Here is a 17,526-nt window from a genome sequence, read left to right on the forward strand (position 1 = left end):
CTACCAAGTATGGCGCTACCGACGAGTCGTCATTGTTCAACGAATCGGCCAAACGCGAGTTCGACGTGCAGGGCGACGGGTACGAGTTCCGGCTGATCCAAATAACAACCGCCGGGCTTCTCATCACCGGCGAGTGCTTCCTGCTGCAGAAGGTCATCGACCTCCCGCCGGGTCAGCTCCCGCCAGAACCACCCGTCCTGCTCACAACCCCGGCACCCACACCGTGAGCCTGAATCGCCGCGCAGACGACACGCCTGCTCGGCATTAGCCGAAGACCTGCGACGATGGCCGAGGAGGCGGATTCCCAGCTGCGTACCAGCGTGGCGTCCGTAAGGTAGCCGTGACCGGTGTCGGAGACGCCGAACCCGATCGAGAGGAGACCCGCATGGCGATCGACCCGCACGCCATCGGCGCGACCGCGGAGCCGATGCTGTTCAAGTGGACCGACCGCGACACCCTGCTCTACGCGCTGGGCGTCGGCGCCGGGACCGCGGACCTGGCGTTCACCACCGAGAACAGCCACGGCATCACCCAGCAGGTGCTGCCCACCTACGCGGTCATCTGCTGCCCGGCGTTCGCGGCGGCGGGCAAAATCGGAACCTTCAACGCGGCCCTGCTGTTACACGGCTCGCAGGCCATTCGGCTGCACGCGCCGCTCCCGGCCGCGGGAAAGCTGTCGGTGGTGTCCGAGGTGGCCGACATCCAAGACAAGGGCGAGGGCAAGAACGCGATCGTCATGCTGCGCGCCCGCGGCACCGACCCGGACTCGGGCACGCTGGTCGCCGAGACGATGGCCACGCTGGTGATCCGCGGCGCCGGCGGTTTCGGCGGCGTGCCCGGGGAGCGTCCGGCCGCACCCGAGGTGCCCGACCGGGAGCCCGACGCCCGCATCGTGTTGCCTACCCGGGAGGACCAGCCGCTGATCTACCGGCTCTCCGGCGACCGCAATCCGTTGCACAGCGACCCCTGGTTCGCCCGCGAGTTGGCCGGTTTCCCCAGACCGATCATGCACGGGCTGTGCACGTACGGGGTGTCGGGCCGCGCGCTGGTCGGCGAACTCGGCGACGGCGACGCCACCAAGATCACCGCGATCTCCGCGCGGTTCACCAAGCCGGTCTTTCCCGGCGAGATGCTGACGACGTTGATCTGGCGCACCGAGCCCGGCCGGGCGGTCTTCCGCACCGAGGCTTCCGGCGCGGACGGCGCTGACGGCGCCGACACCCGGCTGGTGCTCGAGGACGGCGTCGCGGAATACCAGGGCTGACAGGCGCTAGGGGTCTCGCTCGTAAGTTCGTCGGGGTGCCGTGCACCGGGGTCAGGTCACCGAACGTGAAGCCCTTGGAAAAAAATCCGGCCTTGGTGCACGGGGTGGTCGCAACGGCTTCACGTTCGGTGCGGCCGGGCTGAATAGGGTCGACCCACACGCCTCGTTAGTCACATCTACCTGGCTGTGCTGCAGACCTGGTGACAAGCACATGATCCCGACGAGCTTATGAGCGCGACCACCAGCAGGCCGTTGGCACCGGCGGCACGTCGTCCGGGGCGAGCACGGCACCGATGCGCCGGAACAGCGTTTCGGCCTCGTTGCGGTGCTCGCCGCGGTCGTCAAACACCTCGGGCTGGTAGGTGACCGCGACAGCGATCGCGAGCTTCTTCGACGGGCAGGTACGCCTCGACGGCGGCGCCGCCGTCGGGTGCCCGCGCAGGTTGGTGGAAACCATCGCCGGGTACGACTCCGGCGACGACAGCTTGCCCGAACCGACCCCGACGGCGGTGGCCTGCAGGTCGTAGATGTTGGTCGTCACTATCGCGCCGTCGGCCCGCCCACTCCGTCAAAACCCTGAATCAGCGGGCTAGCCGGCGCGCCAGCCGCGCAGTGAATTCGCGCACCCGATCGGGGTTGTCCAACGCGAAGCGCGCTGCGGTCGCGCGGTCACCGTCGTCGCCGTGCCGGACCACGATTCCCACACCGTCGTCACGCACCGCCTCGAACGCGTCCTCGTCGGTGATGTCGTCGCCCAGATAGACCGGCAGCAGCGGCGGCCCCGAAGGGCCGCGGATATGGTCGAGCAGCCAGCGTAACGTTTTCCCCTTGTCCCAGTTCACGTTTGGGCGGAGTTCGATGACTTCACGACCCGTGGTCACCCGCAGTGCGCTGCGCTGACCGGCCATCCGCACCGCTGCGGTCACCTCACCCACCCGGTCCCGTGCCACGTTGCGGTAGTGCACGGCAACGCCAAACCGCTTGTGTTCCACTACGACACCGGCGATGTGACGAAGCTGGCCGCGCAGCTCGGCCACCGCCTGTTCGAGCAGCGGGATGCTCGCCGCCGCCGCCTCGTTCTGGTGGTGCGCTCCGTCGGGTCCGGTCAGCTCGAAGCCGTGACTGCCCGCATACCACATGCCGGCCACACCGATCCGGTCGCGCACGTCGGCGAGGTCGCGTCCGCTGAGCACCGCGACCGGACACCGCGCGGTCAATGCCGTCAACGCGGCGGCCGCGCCCTCGCTCAGCTGCGCCGCGTCCGGGTTGTCGACGATGTCGGAAAGCGTTCCGTCGAAATCGAAGAACACCGCGGGATGTCGCGCGGTCACCACCTCGAGGGCCGCCACGGCGTCGGGCAGCTGCGCCATCCGTTGGTAGCCGGTGCGCACGCCGACCTGATCCGGCTCGGTGAGCACCGCGTCGGCGCCGCGGTCACGCAGTTCGGCAGTGTTGCCGCGGCCGAACTCGACGGCGATCACCAAACCGAACCCGCCGGCTCGGGCGGCCGCCACGCCGGCAGGAGTTGCCGCGACGACCGCGCACCGGTCGGGCCGCACCGCCAGCCCGTCGGCCGCCTCGACGAACACTGCGGCGCCGGGCAGACCGGCCGGGCTGAGCACCCCGGTCCGGATGCCGGCGTCGTGCAGTCGCGCCGTCAGGGTGTCGGTGGCCAGGCCGTCGCGCTCGAACAGCACCGCGTCGTGCTGGCGCGGATCAACGGTGACCGACATCGACCTGCCTTCCGTGCCCCGCCGAGCTGACGGCCGGGCAAGATGGACTGTATGGGACGGCAGCCGCGCCAAGAAAACGACACCTGGGACCTGGCCACCAGCGTGGGAGCGACCGCGACCATGGTGGCCGCGGCGCGGGCCGTCGCCAGCAACGCCGACGATCCGCTTATCGACGATGCGTTCGCCCAACCGCTGGTCCGGGCCGTGGGAGTTGGCTTCTTCACCCGGTGGGCCAGCGGGGAACTCGATCGCGCCGACGACGGCAGCCGTCGGGTGCTGCAGTGGTTTGTCGACCTCATGGCGGTCCGCACCCGGTACTTCGACGAGTTTTTGCTGGACGCGACCAGGGCAGGAATCCGTCAGGCGGTGATTTTGGCCTCCGGTCTCGACGCGCGCGCCTACCGGATGGCCTGGTCGCGGGGAACCACGGTGTTCGAGATCGACCAGCCGGCGGTGATCGAGTTCAAGACCGCGGTGCTTGCGCGGCTGAACGCGCAGCCGACCGCCACCGTGCGGGCGGTGCCCGTCGACCTGCGCCACGACTGGCCCGCCGCGCTGCGTCGGGCCGGGTTCGATCCCGGCCGGCCCACCGCCTGGATCGCTGAAGGGCTGCTGCCTTTTTTGCCGCCGGCCGCCCAAGATCGGTTGCTCGACGACATCACCGCGCTCAGCGCTGCCGGTACGCGCCTGGCCACGGAGATCTTTGTGCCGCCGACCCGCGAGGAGCTGCAACCAGTTTTGCGGCGGTGGGGCGACGACGGGTTCACCGTTGTGCCGTCCGACCTCGTCTACGACGGCCAACGCAACGATGTCGGCGCGTACCTGACCAACTGCGGCTGGCAGTCGGTCACAACACCTTTGCGCCAGCTGCTCGCGGACAACGGTCTTGCCTCGCGCGCGGCACAGACGCCGTTCGCCGACAGCTGCTACTACACCGCGATCCGGTCCGAAGGGAAGGGTTGAGGCTATGCCGAGAAGCGATGACGACACCTGGGACATCACCGAAAGCGTGGGCGCTACGGCGCTGGAGGTCGCCGCGGCGCGGGCGGTGGAGACGGAGAGCCCGAACCCGCTGATCAACGACCCGTTCGCGCGCGTTTTCCTCGACGAGGCCGGCCCGGGAATCTGGAGTCTGTTCGCCCACCCGGCGTTGCTCGACGGTGCCGACCCCGAGGTGCGGCCGCCGGTGCGGGCGATGGTGGACTTCATGGCGGTGCGGACGGTGTTTTTCGACGAATTCTTCCTGACCGCCGCCGAAGCCGGCGTCCAGCAGATGGTGATCCTGGCGTCAGGTCTGGATTCGCGGGTCTGGCGGCTGCCGTGGCCGGACGGCATCGCCGTCTACGAGGTCGACCAGCCCAAGGTGTTGGACTTCAAGGACGCCACCCTGCGGCGGCACGGTGCGCGCCCGGCGGCGAAGCTGGTGTATGTGCCGGTGGACCTGCGCCAGGATTGGCCGCGGGCGCTGCGCGACGCCGGTTTCGACCCGGCCAGACCCACCGGATGGTCGGCTGAGGGTCTGCTGCGCTATCTGACGCCATCGGATCAGGATTCGCTTTTCCAGCGGATCCATGCGCTCAGCGCGGTCGGCAGCCGATTGGCCACCAACGCGGTCGGCGCCGCCGCCGCGGATCCGGACAGGTTGGCGCGCCAGCGTGACCAGATGCGGCACCTGCGGTCAGAGGCCGCCCGGCTGCTCGGCACCGACGTCGTCGACGTCGAAGAACTGTGGTACCCCGAGCAGCGCACCGACGTCGGCGAATGGCTCGCCGAGCACGGTTGGGACGCGTCGACGGCGACCCTGCAGGAGTGGCTGGCCCGCCACGGGCGCAGCGACGAGGCCAAGGACCTCATGCCCAATCTTTTCGTTTCCGCACGGCGCACGCTCGGCTGAACGCGGACGTCGCGGCGACGCGTCTACCTGGCGAACAGCAGCACCGACTCCTGACTGAGCGCCTCCAACCGCGCCACACCCCTGGCTATCCCGTCGGCGAGCTGCTCGACGTCGGGTGCGAAGTGGTAGTCGGCGGTGATGCCGAACACCAGGTCGTCGGCGTAGCTGAGCACCGCAACCCCGGTGCGCAGCCGCAACGCGATCGGTGGAATCGGCAGCAGGCCAACCACTTTGCCGCCCATCAGCCGCAGCCGGTGCCGGGGCCCGGGCACGTTGCTGGCCAGCGTAACGATGCCACGTTGCGGCAGCCGGGTGAGCACCCGAATCGCCAAGGAGGACAACACAAACGGGACGTAGTTGGCCGCCGAGACGACGATGCTGCCGGCTTGGGACTGGCCGCCCTGCTTGGCTCGGGTCAGTCGGATGTGCACGGTGCGTAACTGTTGGATCGGGTCGTCCTGTTCGACCGGCAGGTAGGGCAGCATGACCGAAATACGGTTGTCCGGTGTGTCGAGCTCGTCGGCGCGGCGCAGCGACACCGGCACCAGGGTGCGCAGCGAGTCGGCACGCGGTTCCTCGCCGCGGTGCAGAAACACCGAGCGGAATCCCTCGGTGATCGCCGCGAGCGCCACGTCGTTGACGGTCACGTCGAACCTGCGGCACACCCGTTGGACGTCGGCGAGGGGCACCCGGACCGCGCGATAGCTCCGCATGGCGGTGACCGGGCCGACCAGCGACGACCCGGCGGCCGGCCGGAGCAATCCGACCGCGATTTCCGCCGCCCCGGTGACCGCTCGCGCGGCAGCGTCGGTGACCGTGGTGACGGCGCGCCACAGGTCGTCGAGCCGGTTGCGCGGGGCCGGGGCGGGCACCGGGCGCAGATGCGGATGCGCCCTGCCGACGCGTTTCGTGACGGCCGGGCGTGCGCCGGCCTCGGCTCCGTCGCAGAGCCGGGTGAGGATGCGGGCGGCCGAGATTCCGTCGGCGACGCAGTGGTGGATCTTTATCAGCATCGCCCAGCGGTCATCCGCCAGCCCTTCGATGACCCAGCATTCCCACAGCGGGCGGTCCCGGTCCAGGCGGCGTTCCAGCACGTCGGCGACGACCCGGAACAGTTCGTCGTCGTCGCCGGGCGCCGGGAGGGCGACCCGGCGCACGTGGCGGGTCAGGTCGAATTCCGGATCGTCGACCCACGTCGGCGCCTCCACGTCGAGGGGGTGGGTGCGCAGCACCTGGGTGGACCGCGGTATTGCCTGGATCCGTTGGGCCAGCAGTTCCCGGAATGCGCTGTGGCCGGGCGCGGCGCCGTCGACGACGGCGATCCCGCCGATCGCGAGGCTGACGTGTCGGTCGGAGTCTTCTGCCATGAGGAAGCCCGCATCGAGTGGTTTCAGTCGCGTCATGACTTTCCGCCGTTCGCGTCGGGAACCCGTCTGAGTATTCCGCGGTAACCGGGGCGAGAGGTGGCGCCCAGATTAAATCGTGTGAACGACTGGGGTCGGTTGGATCACAACGCCGTTCACGACGTTGCATGGTCGTTCTCGGCGTCCGTGCGACGCTCTTGATCGTTCGAACATGTTTTCGATACGCTGGCGGGCGTGGGTTGGAGCGACGGGCCGCCGGGCTGGGCGGAGATGGAGCGGGTGCTCGACGGCAGACCGCCGCGCACCGGCGCGCCGGCAGGCGACGGCGGTGACAGCCCCGCCTGGTCCCGCAAGCGCGGTAGGTACGAGCCGCCGCCCGGCGACCGGACGGCCCGCTCGGTCGTCGCATACGCCGAGTTGCACGCGCACTCGGCGTACAGCTTCCTCGACGGCGCGAGCACACCGGAGGAGCTGGTCGAGGAGGCGGCGCGGCTGGATCTGCGCGCCGTCGCGCTGACCGACCACAACGGCCTCTACGGGGCGGTGCGGTTCGCCGAAGCGGCCGCCGAGTTGGACATGCCTACCGTCTTCGGCGCGGAATTGTCGCTGGGGTCGGGTGCCCGCACCGACGAGCCGGACCCGCCGGGCCCGCACCTGCTGGTGCTGGCCCGCGGCCCGGAGGGTTATCGACGCCTGTCGCGGCAGCTGGCCGCCGCGCATCTGGCTGGCGGCGAGAAGGGCAGGCCGCGCTTCGACATCGACGCGCTCACCGAGGCCGCGGGCGGGCACTGGCACATCCTGACCGGGTGCCGCAAAGGCCATGTGCGTCAGGCGTTTTCCAGCAACGGACCGGACGGGGCAGCTGATGCGCTGGCCGGGCTGGTGGACAGGTTCGGGGCCGGCCGGGTCAGCGTCGAGCTGACCAGGCACGGGTATCCCCTCGACGACGACGCCAACGTCGCGCTGGCGGCGTTGGCGTCGCGGTTCGGCGTCACGACCGTCGCCACCACCGGCGCGCATTTCGCCGAACCGTCCCGGGCCCGGCTGGCGATGGCCGTGGGCGCCATCCGGGCCAGAAAGTCCCTGGACTGCGCGGCCGGCTGGCTGGCCCCGCTGGGCGGCTCGCACCTGCGCTCCGGCGAGGAGATGGCCCGGCTGTTCGCCTGGCACCCCGAGGCGGTGGCCGCCGCGGCCGACCTCGGCGAGCAGTGCGCGTTCGGGCTGGCGCTCATCGCGCCGCGGCTGCCGCCGTTCGGCGTGCCGGCCGGGCACACCGAGGACAGCTGGCTGCGCGAGCTGACGATGTCCGGCGCCCGCGACCGGTACGGGCCGCCCGAGCGGGCGCGCAAAGCCTACGCCCAAATCGAGCATGAGCTGAAAGTCATTGCGCAACTGAACTTTCCAGGATACTTCCTGGTGGTGCACGACATCACCCGGTTCTGTCGGGAGAACACTATCTTCTGCCAGGGCAGGGGATCGGCGGCCAACTCCGCGGTCTGCTATGCCCTGGGCATCACCGCGGTCGACCCGGTGGCCAACGAGCTGTTGTTCGAGCGCTTCCTGTCACCCGCTCGCGACGGGCCGCCCGACATCGACGTCGACATCGAATCCGATCAGCGCGAAAAAGTCATCCAGTACGTCTACGACAAATACGGTCGCGACTACGCCGCGCAGGTCGCCAACGTCATCACCTACCGGAGCCGGATCGCGGTGCGCGACACGGCCCGTGCGCTGGGCTTCTCGCCGGGCCAGCAGGACGCGTGGAGCAAGCTGGTCAGTCGCTGGAGCGGGTTGCCGTCTGACCCGGGCGACTTGGCGGGCATCCCCGGGCAGGTGATCGAGCTGGCCACCCAGATCGCCAACCTGCCGCGGCACCTGGGAATCCACTCTGGTGGCATGGTGATCTGCGACCGGCCCATCGCCGACGTGTGCCCGGTGGAATGGGCCCGCATGCCGGGCCGCAGCGTGTTGCAGTGGGACAAAGACGACTGCGCGGCAATCGGTTTGGTGAAATTCGACCTGCTCGGCCTGGGTATGCTCTCGGCGTTGCACTACGCGGTCGACCTGGTGGCCGAGCACAAGGGCATCGAGGTGGATCTGGCCCGTCTCGACCTCTGCGAGCCGGCGGTCTATGAGATGCTGGCCCGCGCCGACTCCGTCGGGGTGTTCCAGGTGGAATCCCGCGCGCAGATGGCCACCTTGCCGCGGCTCAAGCCACGCGAGTTCTACGACCTGGTGGTTGAGGTGGCGCTGATCCGGCCCGGGCCGATCCAGGGCGGGTCGGTACACCCCTACATCCGGCGGCGCAATGGCATCGACCCGGTCACCTACGACCACCCGTCGATGGAACCGGCATTGCGGAAAACGTTGGGAGTGCCGCTGTTCCAGGAGCAGCTGATGCAGCTGGCGGTCGACTGCGCCGGCTTTACCGCCGCCGAGGCCGACCAGCTGCGGCGCGCCATGGGTTCCAAGCGCTCCACCGAACGGATGCGCCGGTTGCGCGGCCGGTTCTACACCGGCATGCGGGCACGGCACGGCATCACCGGCGAGGCCGCCGACCGGATCTACGAAAAGCTGGAAGCCTTCGCCAATTTCGGCTTTCCGGAGAGCCATGCGCAAAGCTTCGCGTCGCTGGTGTTCTACTCGGCGTGGTTCAAGCTGCACCACCCGGCGGCGTTCTGCGCGGCGCTGCTGAGGGCGCAGCCGATGGGGTTCTACTCGCCGCAGTCGCTGGTGGCCGACGCCCGCCGGCACGGCGTGACCGTGCACGGCCCGGACGTCAACGCCAGCCTGGCGCACGCCACGCTGGAAAATGCGGGCATGGACGTGCGGATCGGGCTGGGTGGTGTGCGCCACATCGGAGGCGACCTGGCCGAGAAACTGGTCGAAGAGCGAAAAGCCAACGGCCCGTTCGCGTCTCTGCTGGACGTGACGTCGCGGGTGCAGCTCTCCGTGCCGCAGGCCGAAGCGCTGGCCACCGCCGGCGCGCTGGGCTGCTTCGGGGTGTCCCGGCGGGAGGCGCTGTGGGCGGCCGGGGCGGCTGCCGCCGCGCGGCCGGACCGGCTGAACGTGGGCTCCTCGCCGCACATCCCGGCGCTGCCGGGGATGAGTGCCCCGGAGCTGGCCGCCGCCGACGTGTGGTCCACCGGCATTTCCGTCGACAGCTATCCGACACAGTTCCTGAGGGCGGATCTGGACGCGCTGGGCGTGCTGCCCGCCGCGAAGCTGCTCAGCGTGCCCGACGGCGACCGCGTGCTGATCGCCGGCGCGGTCACCCATCGGCAGCGGCCCGCGACGGCGAAGGGGGTGACGTTCATCAACCTCGAAGACGAGACCGGAATGGTCAACGTGCTCTGCACGCCGGGAGTGTGGGCGCGGCACTACCGGCTGGCGCAGACGGCGTCGGCGCTGCTGGTCCGCGGCCAGGTCCAAAACGCCAGCGGCGCAGTCACTGTCGTGGCAGAGCGGCTGGCTCCGCTCACTCTGACGGTGGGTTCGACGTCCCGCGACTTCCGCTGACGCCGAGCGTGAAGCTGTTGGGCGATTTCCGCCGGCAGGCTCAAGTGATGGTCGCAACAGCTCCACGATCGGCGAGTGACCGAGTTCGACCGGGATGGCGCCGAAGGTAATCTCGCCGCATGACCCTGAACCTGACCGCCGATGACGTTCTGACCACCACCCGAACCGTGCGCAAGCGGCTCGACTTCGACAAGCCGGTGCCCCGCGAGGTGCTGATGGAATGCCTGGAGCTGGCGTTGCAGGCGCCCACCGGGTCCAACGCGCAGGGTTGGCAGTGGGTGTTCGTCGAAGACGCCGACAAGAAGAAGGCGCTGGCCGACATCTACCGCGCCAACGCGACCCCGTACCTGGCCCAGTCGAAGCCCGCCTACGGCGACGTGCGCGACGAGCGCGGGCCGTTGGTGTTCGACTCGGCCAAGTACCTCAACGAGCACTTCCACGAGGTGCCGGTGATGCTGATCCCCTGCCTGATGGGCCGCCCGGACGGGGCGCCCGCCGGGGTGAGCGGATCCTTCTGGGGGTCGCTGCTGCCCGCGGTGTGGAGCTTCATGCTGGCGTTGCGGTCGCGTGGGCTGGGCTCGGCGTGGACGACGCTGCACCTGCTCGGCGACGGCGAGAAGCAGGCCGCCGAACTGCTGGGCATACCCCACGACACCTACAGCCAGGCCGGGCTGTTTCCGATCGCCTACACCAAAGGCACCGACTTCCGGCCCGCCAAGCGCCTGCCCGCCGAGGCCGTCACGCACTGGGACACCTGGTAACTAGACCGATCCGGCGAACTCCTGCTGACGCCACGCCTCGTACACCGCGACCGCGGCGGCGTTGGACAGGTTCAGCGACCGGCGTCCGGCCAGCATGGGGATGAAGACCCGTTCGGTGATGTGCGCGTCGGCCAGCGTCGCGGCATCCAGCCCGGTGGGCTCCGGCCCGAACATCAACACGTCGCCGGGCTGGTAGTCGACGTCGGTGAACACCGTGGCCGCGTGCGCGGTAAAGGCGAACACCCGCTGCGGCGACAGCGCGGCCCACGCCGCCTCCAGCGACGCGTGCACGGTGACCGAGGCCAGGTCGTGATAGTCCAGCCCCGCTCGGCGCAGCTTCGGTTCGGACAGCTCGAAGCCCAGCGGCTCGACCAGGTGCAGTTGGGCTCCGGTGGCCGCCGCGGTCCGGATGGCGTTGCCGGTGTTGGGTGGAATGCGCGGCGAGACGAACAGTAGCCGGAACATCCGCCGATCATGACAGTTGGCTGCCGCCAATTTGCTCCGCTATCCTTTTCGGAGTCCGGCCGGACCCGCAGCCGTGGTCACGACGGCGCCGTGGTCACGACGGCGCTGTGGTCACGACGGCGGCGGGCTGCCATACTCATCGCATTGCCAGGCTCACGTCGCTCGCCGTCTTGTCCGGGGGCGAGTGCAGTTAGCAGGAAGTCTCATGGAGGACGCGCTTACGGACGGCCGTGGATTGGTGAGCACGGTCGCCCGCGCGGCCGAGTCGTCCGAGTCGAACAGCCTCGGCATCCACTCTGCCGTGCGGCCCGCCCCGGCGCATCGACCGCCGACATGGACTCTGCGCAATTGGCCGGTCCGGTGGAAAGTCGTGGCGATGGTGACGGTTCCGCTGGTGCTGGCGATGGTTTTCGGTGGGCTGCGAATCTACGGCGCGGTCACCGACGCCCGCGACCTTCGCCTGGCGGCTGACCGCGCCGAGGTGGTTCCGGCGATCACGAAATACATGGCGGCCCTGGATTCGGCGTTGCTGGCGACGTCGGGCGGGGGCGATGTCGGCGGCGCGCAGAAGAACTACGACGCCCGCAAGGACGAGTTGCAGTCCCGGCTGACGAGCACCGACGTCGCTCCCGATGTACGAGTCGGCGTGGGCATGGTGCTCAACGGCGGCCAGGCGCTGCTCGATGCGGTGGCGTCGAACAGCATCGGTCTGCGCGAGCAGGTCACCACCTTCGCGCCCGTCCTGTTGACCGCCGAGAACGTCGTGGACGCGTCGGTCCGCGTGGACAACGCCCAGATCCGGGCCGCGGCGCAGGGACTGAGCCGGGCGATCGGGGCGCGTGGCCAGATGATGATGCAGCAGCTGCTGATCACCGGCGGCGCCGAACTGCCCGAACCCGAACTACGCACGTCGATGATCACCCTGGCCGGCACCGAGCCGTCGACGTTGTTCGGCATGGCCGAGGTGCTCGGCGTCGGCTCACCGGCCGCCAAGAAGCTGCAGCAGCAGCTGGTCACCCGGTTGGCGATCATGTCCGACCCGGCCAGCCAGCTGGTCGACAACCCGGAGCTGCTGCGCTCGGTGCAGACCACCGACGCGATCGCCGCCAGGGTGATCAAGGACACCACCGCGTCGGTGACGACGTCGCTGCACGACCGCGCCACCAGTCGCCACGACGCCGCGGTCCGCGACGCCGTGCTCGTGCTGGCCGCCATCGCGGCAGCCCTCGGCATCGTGGTGTGGGTGGCGCGCTCGCTGATCCAGCCGCTGCGGGTGCTGAAGGACGGCGCGTTGAAGGTCGCCCACACCGACCTCGACCGCGGAATCGCCCGTGCCCGGGCGGGCGACGACCAGGCCCCCGAGCCGCTGCCGATCCACACCACCGAGGAAATCGGCCAGGTCGCCCACGCCCTCGACGAGCTGCACACCCAGGCCCTGTTGCTGGCCGGTGACGAGGCCAGGCTGCGGTGGTTGGTCAACGACATGTTCGAGACCATGTCGCGGCGCAACCGTTCCCTGGTCGACCAGCAGCTCGCGCTGATCGACCGGCTGGAGCGCGACGAGGCCGACCCTGATCGGCTCGACAGCCTGTTCCGGCTCGACCACCTGGCCACCCGGATGCGGCGCAACAGCGCCAACCTGATGGTGTTGGCGGGCGCGCAGGCCTCGCGGGCCGACCAGCGCGGGCCGGTGCCGCTGCCGACGGTGATCAACGCCGCCATCTCCGAAGTCGAGGATTACCGCCGGGTGGAGACCGCCGCGGTCTCCGACTGCACCATCACCACTGCGGCCGCGGGCGACGTCGTCCATCTGCTGGCCGAGCTGATCGACAACGCGCTGCGCTACTCGCCGCCGACCTCGCCGGTCCGGGTTTCCGCCGCGGCGCGCGCCGATGGGGGACTTCTCCTGCAGGTCGTCGACGCCGGGCTGGGCATGACCGACGGCGACCGGCGGATGGCCAACATCCGGCTGCGCGCCGGCGGCGAAGTCACGCCCGACGTCTCCCCTGATTCGGCGCGCCACATGGGGCTGTTCGTGGTCGGCCGGCTGGCGGACCGGCACGGCATCCGGGTGCGGCTGTGCGGGCCCGGTGAGCGCAGATCCGGTACGACGGCCGAGGTCTACCTGCCGCCGACGGCGCTGGTCGGCGCTGATCCGCAGGGATCCTCCGCCCCGGGGGCAGCGGCGTCTTCACCGGCCCCGCCGCGGCTCGGCGAACCCGCGGCGCCGCCCGACGACGGCGAGTCGCCGGACCGCACGCGGCCGGCCGGCACGGCCGGCCGCGACGGGCCGACTCCCGGCAAGCCGCCGCTGACCGTGTTGCCGCAACGCAGTCCCGGGTCCAGTGGCATCACCGGGATCCCGGTCGGCCCGACCGGCCACCCGGATATGCCGGCGCGCGAGTTGCCGCAGGCGTGGTGGGAGACGCGCCACCCGGTCGAGGCGAGCGCGGAACAGCCTGCGGCCCACGCGGTTACGGACACCTCCGCGTTCTTCGCCGCGCGGTCGCCGAAGCCCGCCGCCTCGCCGCCGCCCCGGCGGCCCGCGCAGACGGCCGACGATGACTGGCCCGCCGCGGCCGCCGCGGCGCCACGCAGCGCACCGGAGTCCGACTTGATCTACCAGCGGATGCTCTCCGAGTGGCTGGTCGACCCGCGCGAGTTGGCCCACAGCGCCGACCTGGACTGGAAGTCGGTGTGGGATCACGGCTGGTCAGCCGCTGCCGAGGCCGAGAACGTCCCTGTCCGGGCACGCACCGACCACGGCCTGCCGGTGCGTGAACCGGGTGCGCGGCTGGTGCCCGGCGCCGTCACGCCCGACACCGACGGCGTCGCACCGCACCGGGCGGAGCGGGGCGGCGGGGCAGCGCCGAACGGCGGGACCGACTCGCGTCCCGAACCGGGCCGACACCCCACCCATGCCGCGCCGGCACCCGACCCCGAGGCGATCCGCACCTCCATCAGCAGCCATTTCGGCGGGGTGCGGGCGGGACGGTCGCACGCCCGCGACACCCGTCGAGGACCTGACGGCGAATGAGCCACCCGCGGCAGGACCGCTCGCTGGACTGGCTGGTGTCGAATTTCGCCCGCGAGGTACCCGGGGTGTCGCATGCGGTGCTGGTGTCCGTCGACGGGCTGCTGATCGCCGCGAGCGAGCACCTGCCGACGGAACGGGCCGATCAGCTGGCCGCGGTGGCGTCCGGGCTGGCCAGCCTGGCCACCGGCGCGGCGCAGCTGTTCGAGGGCGGTCAGGTGCTGCAGTCGGTGGTGGAGATGCAGCACGGCTACCTGTTGCTGATGCGGGTCGGTGACGGGTCGCAGCTGGCGACGCTGGCGTCGACGTCGTGCGACATCGGCCAGATCGGATATGAGATGGCCGTCCTCGTGGAGCGGGTGGGCGGCGTCGTGCAGTCGTCGCGGCGCGCCGCTCCGTCGTCTCGGTGAGCTGCGATGGACAGCCGCACGCCGCCGCCACCCGCAGCGCAGGCGAGCCTGGTCCGCCCCTACACGTTGACGGCCGGGCGGACCGACACCAGCGTCGACCTGCCCCTGGAGGCCCCGGTTCAGACGCTGCGGTCGGCGCTGTACCACCGTTGGCCGCCCGACGACGTGCGAGGCAGGATCGTCCGGCTGTGCGTCACGAGCTCGTCAGTCGCGGAAATATCGGCCCGCCTGGGTCTGCCGCTCGGGGTGGCGCGTGTGCTGGTCGGCGATCTGGTCACGGCGGGCTACCTTCGGGTGAGCGCCACGTTGACCGACGGGTCGACCAGCGACGAACGCCGGGAACTGATCGGAAGGACGCTGCGTGCCCTACGAGCGCTGTGAGACAGCCGCCACGAAGATTGTCGTCGCGGGCGGATTCGGCGCGGGCAAGACGACGTTCGTGGGCGCGGTGTCGGAGATCATGCCGCTGCGCACCGAGGCGATGGTGACCGACGCCTCCACCGGCGTCGACATGCTGGAGGCCACCCCGGACAAGCGGACCACTACGGTGGCGATGGATTTCGGCCGGATCACCCTCGCACAGGACCTGGTGCTCTACCTGTTCGGCACACCGGGCCAGCGCCGGTTCTGGTTCATGTGGGACGACCTGGTTCGCGGTGCCATCGGCGCGATCATCCTGGTGGATTGCCGACGCCTGCAGGACAGCTTCGCCGCAGTCGACTACTTCGAACACCGCAGCCTGCCGTTCCTCATCGCGGTCAACCAGTTCGACGGCGCGCCACGGTATCCCGAGGCCGAGGTGCGCGCGGCGCTGACGTTGCCCGGCCACATTCCCGTCATCACCGTCGACGCCCGGGATCGCCGGTCGGCGACCGACGCGCTGATCGCGATCAGCGAGTACGCGCTGGCCAGCCTCGCGCCGACGACGATGCGGGCCGGGACGGCCCGTTGAGGAGCCGGGCAATCAGGTTCAGCGCTTCAACCGGATCTTCCACCACACGGCGGACCCGTAGACCAGCGACAGCACCACGAGCATGCTCATGTCGAGGACGTAGATGTGTTTGCTGTGCTGCCAGAGCGGGTCCTTGGTGTGGATCTGCGGAACCTTCACCAGGTCCGGCAGGTTGATCGACGACGACCCGGCGGCGTACCCCCACCGCGCGGGCGTCGCCCAGGACAGGTAGTCGAGGGCTTTGCTGTGACCCGCCGCGTCGACCATCGGGATGATCCCGCCGGACAGCACCAGCTGCACCAGCACCGACACCACCAGCAGCGGCATGATCTGCTCGTTGGTCTGCGCGAACGCCGACAGCAGCAGCCCCAGGATCGCCGAGGCCACGCAGGTGCCGGCGACGGTGGCGAACAACGAGAACGTGGCGTCGCCGAAGAACTGCGGATGCTGGGTGGGGGCGCCCTTGCCGAGCCGGACGATGGCCGTCGCGATGAAGGCCTGGGTCACCGCGAACGCGCAGAACACCAGGATCTTGGCCAGCAGGTAGGCGGTCGTCGACAGGCCGACCGCCTGCTCTCTGGTGAAGATGGGGCGCTCGCCGATCAGGTCGCGGATGGTCAGCGCCACGCCCATGAACACCGCGCCGAAATTCAGGAACACCATGATGTACTGCGGCTGGGTGGGCGCAATGCCCGTCGGATCGGCGAAACCGAGCCCGGGTTTGGACCCCGGAACGGTCAACACCACCAGGCCGACGATGAACGGCAGCGCCGCCAGGAAGATCGAGTAGCCGCGGTCGGAGATGACCAGCCGCACCTGGCGGCGCGCGATCGTGGACAGTTGGCGCCGCAGGTCGGTGTGCACCGCCTCGCCGAGGTCGCCCGGCTGCGAGGCCCGCACCGGCTGCTCGTGCCGTTGCCTGCTGCGCTCCAGGAAGCGGCGGTTGGCCTCGTCGGGGTCGGCGCCCACCTGAGCGAAGATGTCCGCCCAGTTCCGGGTCCCCAGCGCGGCCTCGACCTGGTCCGGAGGCCCGCAGAACGCGGTTTTGCCGCCCGGTGCCACCAGCAGCAGCTGGTCGCACACGTCGAGGTAGGACACCGAGTGGGTCACCACCAGCACGACGCGTCCGGCGTCGGCGAGCTGGCGCAGCATCAGCATGACCTGGCGGTCCAGCGCCGGGTCCAGACCAGAAGTCGGCTCGTCGAGCAGGAGCAGCGACGGCTGGGTGATCAGCTCCAGCGCCACCGAGGCGCGTTTGCGCTGGCCGCCGGAGAGCTTGTCGACGCGGGTGTCGGCGTGCTGGGTCAGGTCCAGCTCCTCGAGCACCTGGGCGACCAGGTGGGCGCGTTCCTGCTTGCTGGTGTCCGGCGGCAGCCGCAGCTCGGCGGCGTAGCCGAGCGCCTGGCTGACGGTCAGCTGGCGGTGCACGACGTCGTCTTGGGGCACCATCCCGATCCGGCTGCGCATGGTGGCGTACTCGGCGTGGATGTCGTGGCCCTCGAAGGTGACCGTGCCGGCGCTGGGCCGGGTGTAGCCGGCGATCAGCCGCGACAGCGTGGTCTTGCCGGCGCCGGAGCCACCGATGATCGCGGTGAGCGTGCCGGGCCGGGCGGTCAGCGAGATGTCGTCCAGCAGCTCCTTGCCGTCGATCCTGAAGTGGACGGCGTTGACCTCTAGGCCGCCGGTGCGGGTCGCGGCCTCGGTGCGGCGGATCAGGGTGCCGTCGGCGAACACCAGGTCGACGTTGCCGATCGTCACCACGTCGCCCTCGGACAGCACTGCGGACCCGACCCGCACGCCGTTGACGAACGTCCCGTTGATGCTGCGGGCGTCGCGGATCTCGGTGCCCAGCTGCGTCGGCACCAGGAACGCGTGGTGGCGCGACGCCAGCACGTCCCCGATGACGATGTCGTTGTCGTGGGCGCGGCCGATGGTCGCCGAGCCTGCCGGTTTCTCCGGCTCCGCCGTGCCGGGCAGCAGCACGCCAAACATCTTGGTCGCGAGGTTCGACACCTCGGGCGGCGTGCTGACGGCAGGGGCTTTGCGGGTCTGCGGCGGCAGGGCCGGCTGGGCGGGGTGCGGCGGCCGGCCCGGCGGCGGGGGCTGCGGTGAGCTGACCGGATAGGCCGG

At 70.3% G+C, this 17,526-nt stretch carries 14 protein-coding genes and 1 pseudogene; 10 read left to right on the forward strand and 5 right to left on the reverse strand.

What is annotated here, in order from left to right:
* Together ABDW21_RS06965 and ABDW21_RS06970 are read left to right on the forward strand one after the other, a co-directional pair.
* The coding region (locus ABDW21_RS06965) for an LppA family lipoprotein (RefSeq protein ID WP_343710228.1) at positions 1-227 on the forward strand (227 nt) is incomplete at its 5' end.
* A gap of 158 nt (positions 228-385) precedes the next feature.
* Positions 386-1,264, forward strand: a complete 879-nt coding sequence (locus tag ABDW21_RS06970) for a MaoC/PaaZ C-terminal domain-containing protein (protein ID WP_343600638.1) — start codon at positions 386-388, stop codon at positions 1,262-1,264.
* Between the two features lie 226 nt (positions 1,265-1,490).
* On the opposite strand, the pseudogene ABDW21_RS06975 reads toward ABDW21_RS06970, so the two are convergent.
* A pseudogene (locus ABDW21_RS06975) lies at positions 1,491-1,814 on the reverse strand (D-alanyl-D-alanine carboxypeptidase); the annotation flags it as partial.
* 31 nt (positions 1,815-1,845) lie between these two features.
* The gene (otsB, locus tag ABDW21_RS06980) at positions 1,846-2,997 is read right to left on the reverse strand and encodes a trehalose-phosphatase (RefSeq protein ID WP_343710229.1); all 1,152 of its coding nucleotides are present in this window, start codon (positions 2,995-2,997) and stop codon (positions 1,846-1,848) included.
* Between the two features lie 51 nt (positions 2,998-3,048).
* On the opposite strand from otsB, the gene ABDW21_RS06985 reads away from it, so the two are divergent.
* Together ABDW21_RS06985 and ABDW21_RS06990 are read left to right on the forward strand one after the other, a co-directional pair.
* Positions 3,049-3,960: an SAM-dependent methyltransferase gene (locus tag ABDW21_RS06985; protein WP_343600636.1), complete on the forward strand. Its 912-nt coding sequence runs from the start codon at positions 3,049-3,051 to the stop codon at positions 3,958-3,960.
* Positions 3,961-3,964: 4 nt separating this feature from the next.
* Positions 3,965-4,891: a class I SAM-dependent methyltransferase gene (locus tag ABDW21_RS06990; protein WP_343710230.1), complete on the forward strand. Its 927-nt coding sequence runs from the start codon at positions 3,965-3,967 to the stop codon at positions 4,889-4,891.
* A gap of 23 nt (positions 4,892-4,914) precedes the next feature.
* On the opposite strand, the gene ABDW21_RS06995 is transcribed toward ABDW21_RS06990, so the two are convergent.
* Positions 4,915-6,294: a wax ester/triacylglycerol synthase family O-acyltransferase gene (locus ABDW21_RS06995; protein ID WP_343600634.1), complete on the reverse strand. Its 1,380-nt coding sequence runs from the start codon at positions 6,292-6,294 to the stop codon at positions 4,915-4,917.
* A gap of 195 nt (positions 6,295-6,489) precedes the next feature.
* On the opposite strand from ABDW21_RS06995, the gene ABDW21_RS07000 reads away from it, so the two are divergent.
* Both ABDW21_RS07000 and ABDW21_RS07005 read left to right on the forward strand, forming a co-directional pair.
* Entirely contained in the window at positions 6,490-9,774 is a 3,285-nt protein-coding gene (locus ABDW21_RS07000) for an error-prone DNA polymerase (RefSeq protein WP_343600633.1), read from the forward strand.
* Positions 9,775-9,893: 119 nt separating this feature from the next.
* Entirely contained in the window at positions 9,894-10,535 is a 642-nt protein-coding gene (locus ABDW21_RS07005) for a nitroreductase family protein (protein WP_343600632.1), read from the forward strand.
* Here the strand turns inward: ABDW21_RS07005 and ABDW21_RS07010 are convergent, their stop codons facing one another.
* The gene (locus ABDW21_RS07010) at positions 10,536-11,000 is read right to left on the reverse strand and encodes a tRNA (cytidine(34)-2'-O)-methyltransferase (RefSeq protein ID WP_343601774.1); all 465 of its coding nucleotides are present in this window, start codon (positions 10,998-11,000) and stop codon (positions 10,536-10,538) included.
* Positions 11,001-11,376: 376 nt separating this feature from the next.
* On the opposite strand from ABDW21_RS07010, the gene ABDW21_RS07015 reads away from it, so the two are divergent.
* From ABDW21_RS07015 to ABDW21_RS07030, 4 genes are read left to right on the forward strand one after another with little or no spacing between them, the layout of a single operon-like run.
* Positions 11,377-14,037 carry an ATP-binding protein gene (locus tag ABDW21_RS07015; RefSeq protein WP_343710231.1) on the forward strand — a complete coding sequence of 887 codons (2,661 nt, stop codon included), beginning with the start codon at positions 11,377-11,379 and terminating at the stop codon, positions 14,035-14,037.
* Positions 14,034-14,444 (forward strand): serine protease inhibitor, encoded by a 411-nt coding sequence (locus tag ABDW21_RS07020; RefSeq protein ID WP_343601777.1) that lies wholly within the window; start codon positions 14,034-14,036, stop codon positions 14,442-14,444. The genes ABDW21_RS07015 and ABDW21_RS07020 overlap by 4 nt, the downstream gene beginning before the upstream one ends.
* A gap of 6 nt (positions 14,445-14,450) precedes the next feature.
* Positions 14,451-14,825: a DUF742 domain-containing protein gene (locus tag ABDW21_RS07025; protein WP_343710232.1), complete on the forward strand. Its 375-nt coding sequence runs from the start codon at positions 14,451-14,453 to the stop codon at positions 14,823-14,825.
* Entirely contained in the window at positions 14,806-15,396 is a 591-nt protein-coding gene (locus ABDW21_RS07030) for an ATP/GTP-binding protein (protein ID WP_343710233.1), read from the forward strand. Before ABDW21_RS07025 ends, ABDW21_RS07030 begins: the two co-directional genes overlap by 20 nt.
* An 18-nt stretch (positions 15,397-15,414) precedes the next feature.
* Here ABDW21_RS07030 and ABDW21_RS07035 read toward each other — a convergent pair.
* A partial coding sequence (locus ABDW21_RS07035) for an ATP-binding cassette domain-containing protein (RefSeq protein WP_343601783.1) occupies positions 15,415-17,526 on the reverse strand: 2,112 nt, incomplete at its 5' end.

It is taken from the genome of Mycobacterium sp. (genome assembly GCF_039583805.1).
Classification (GTDB): domain Bacteria; phylum Actinomycetota; class Actinomycetes; order Mycobacteriales; family Mycobacteriaceae; genus Mycobacterium.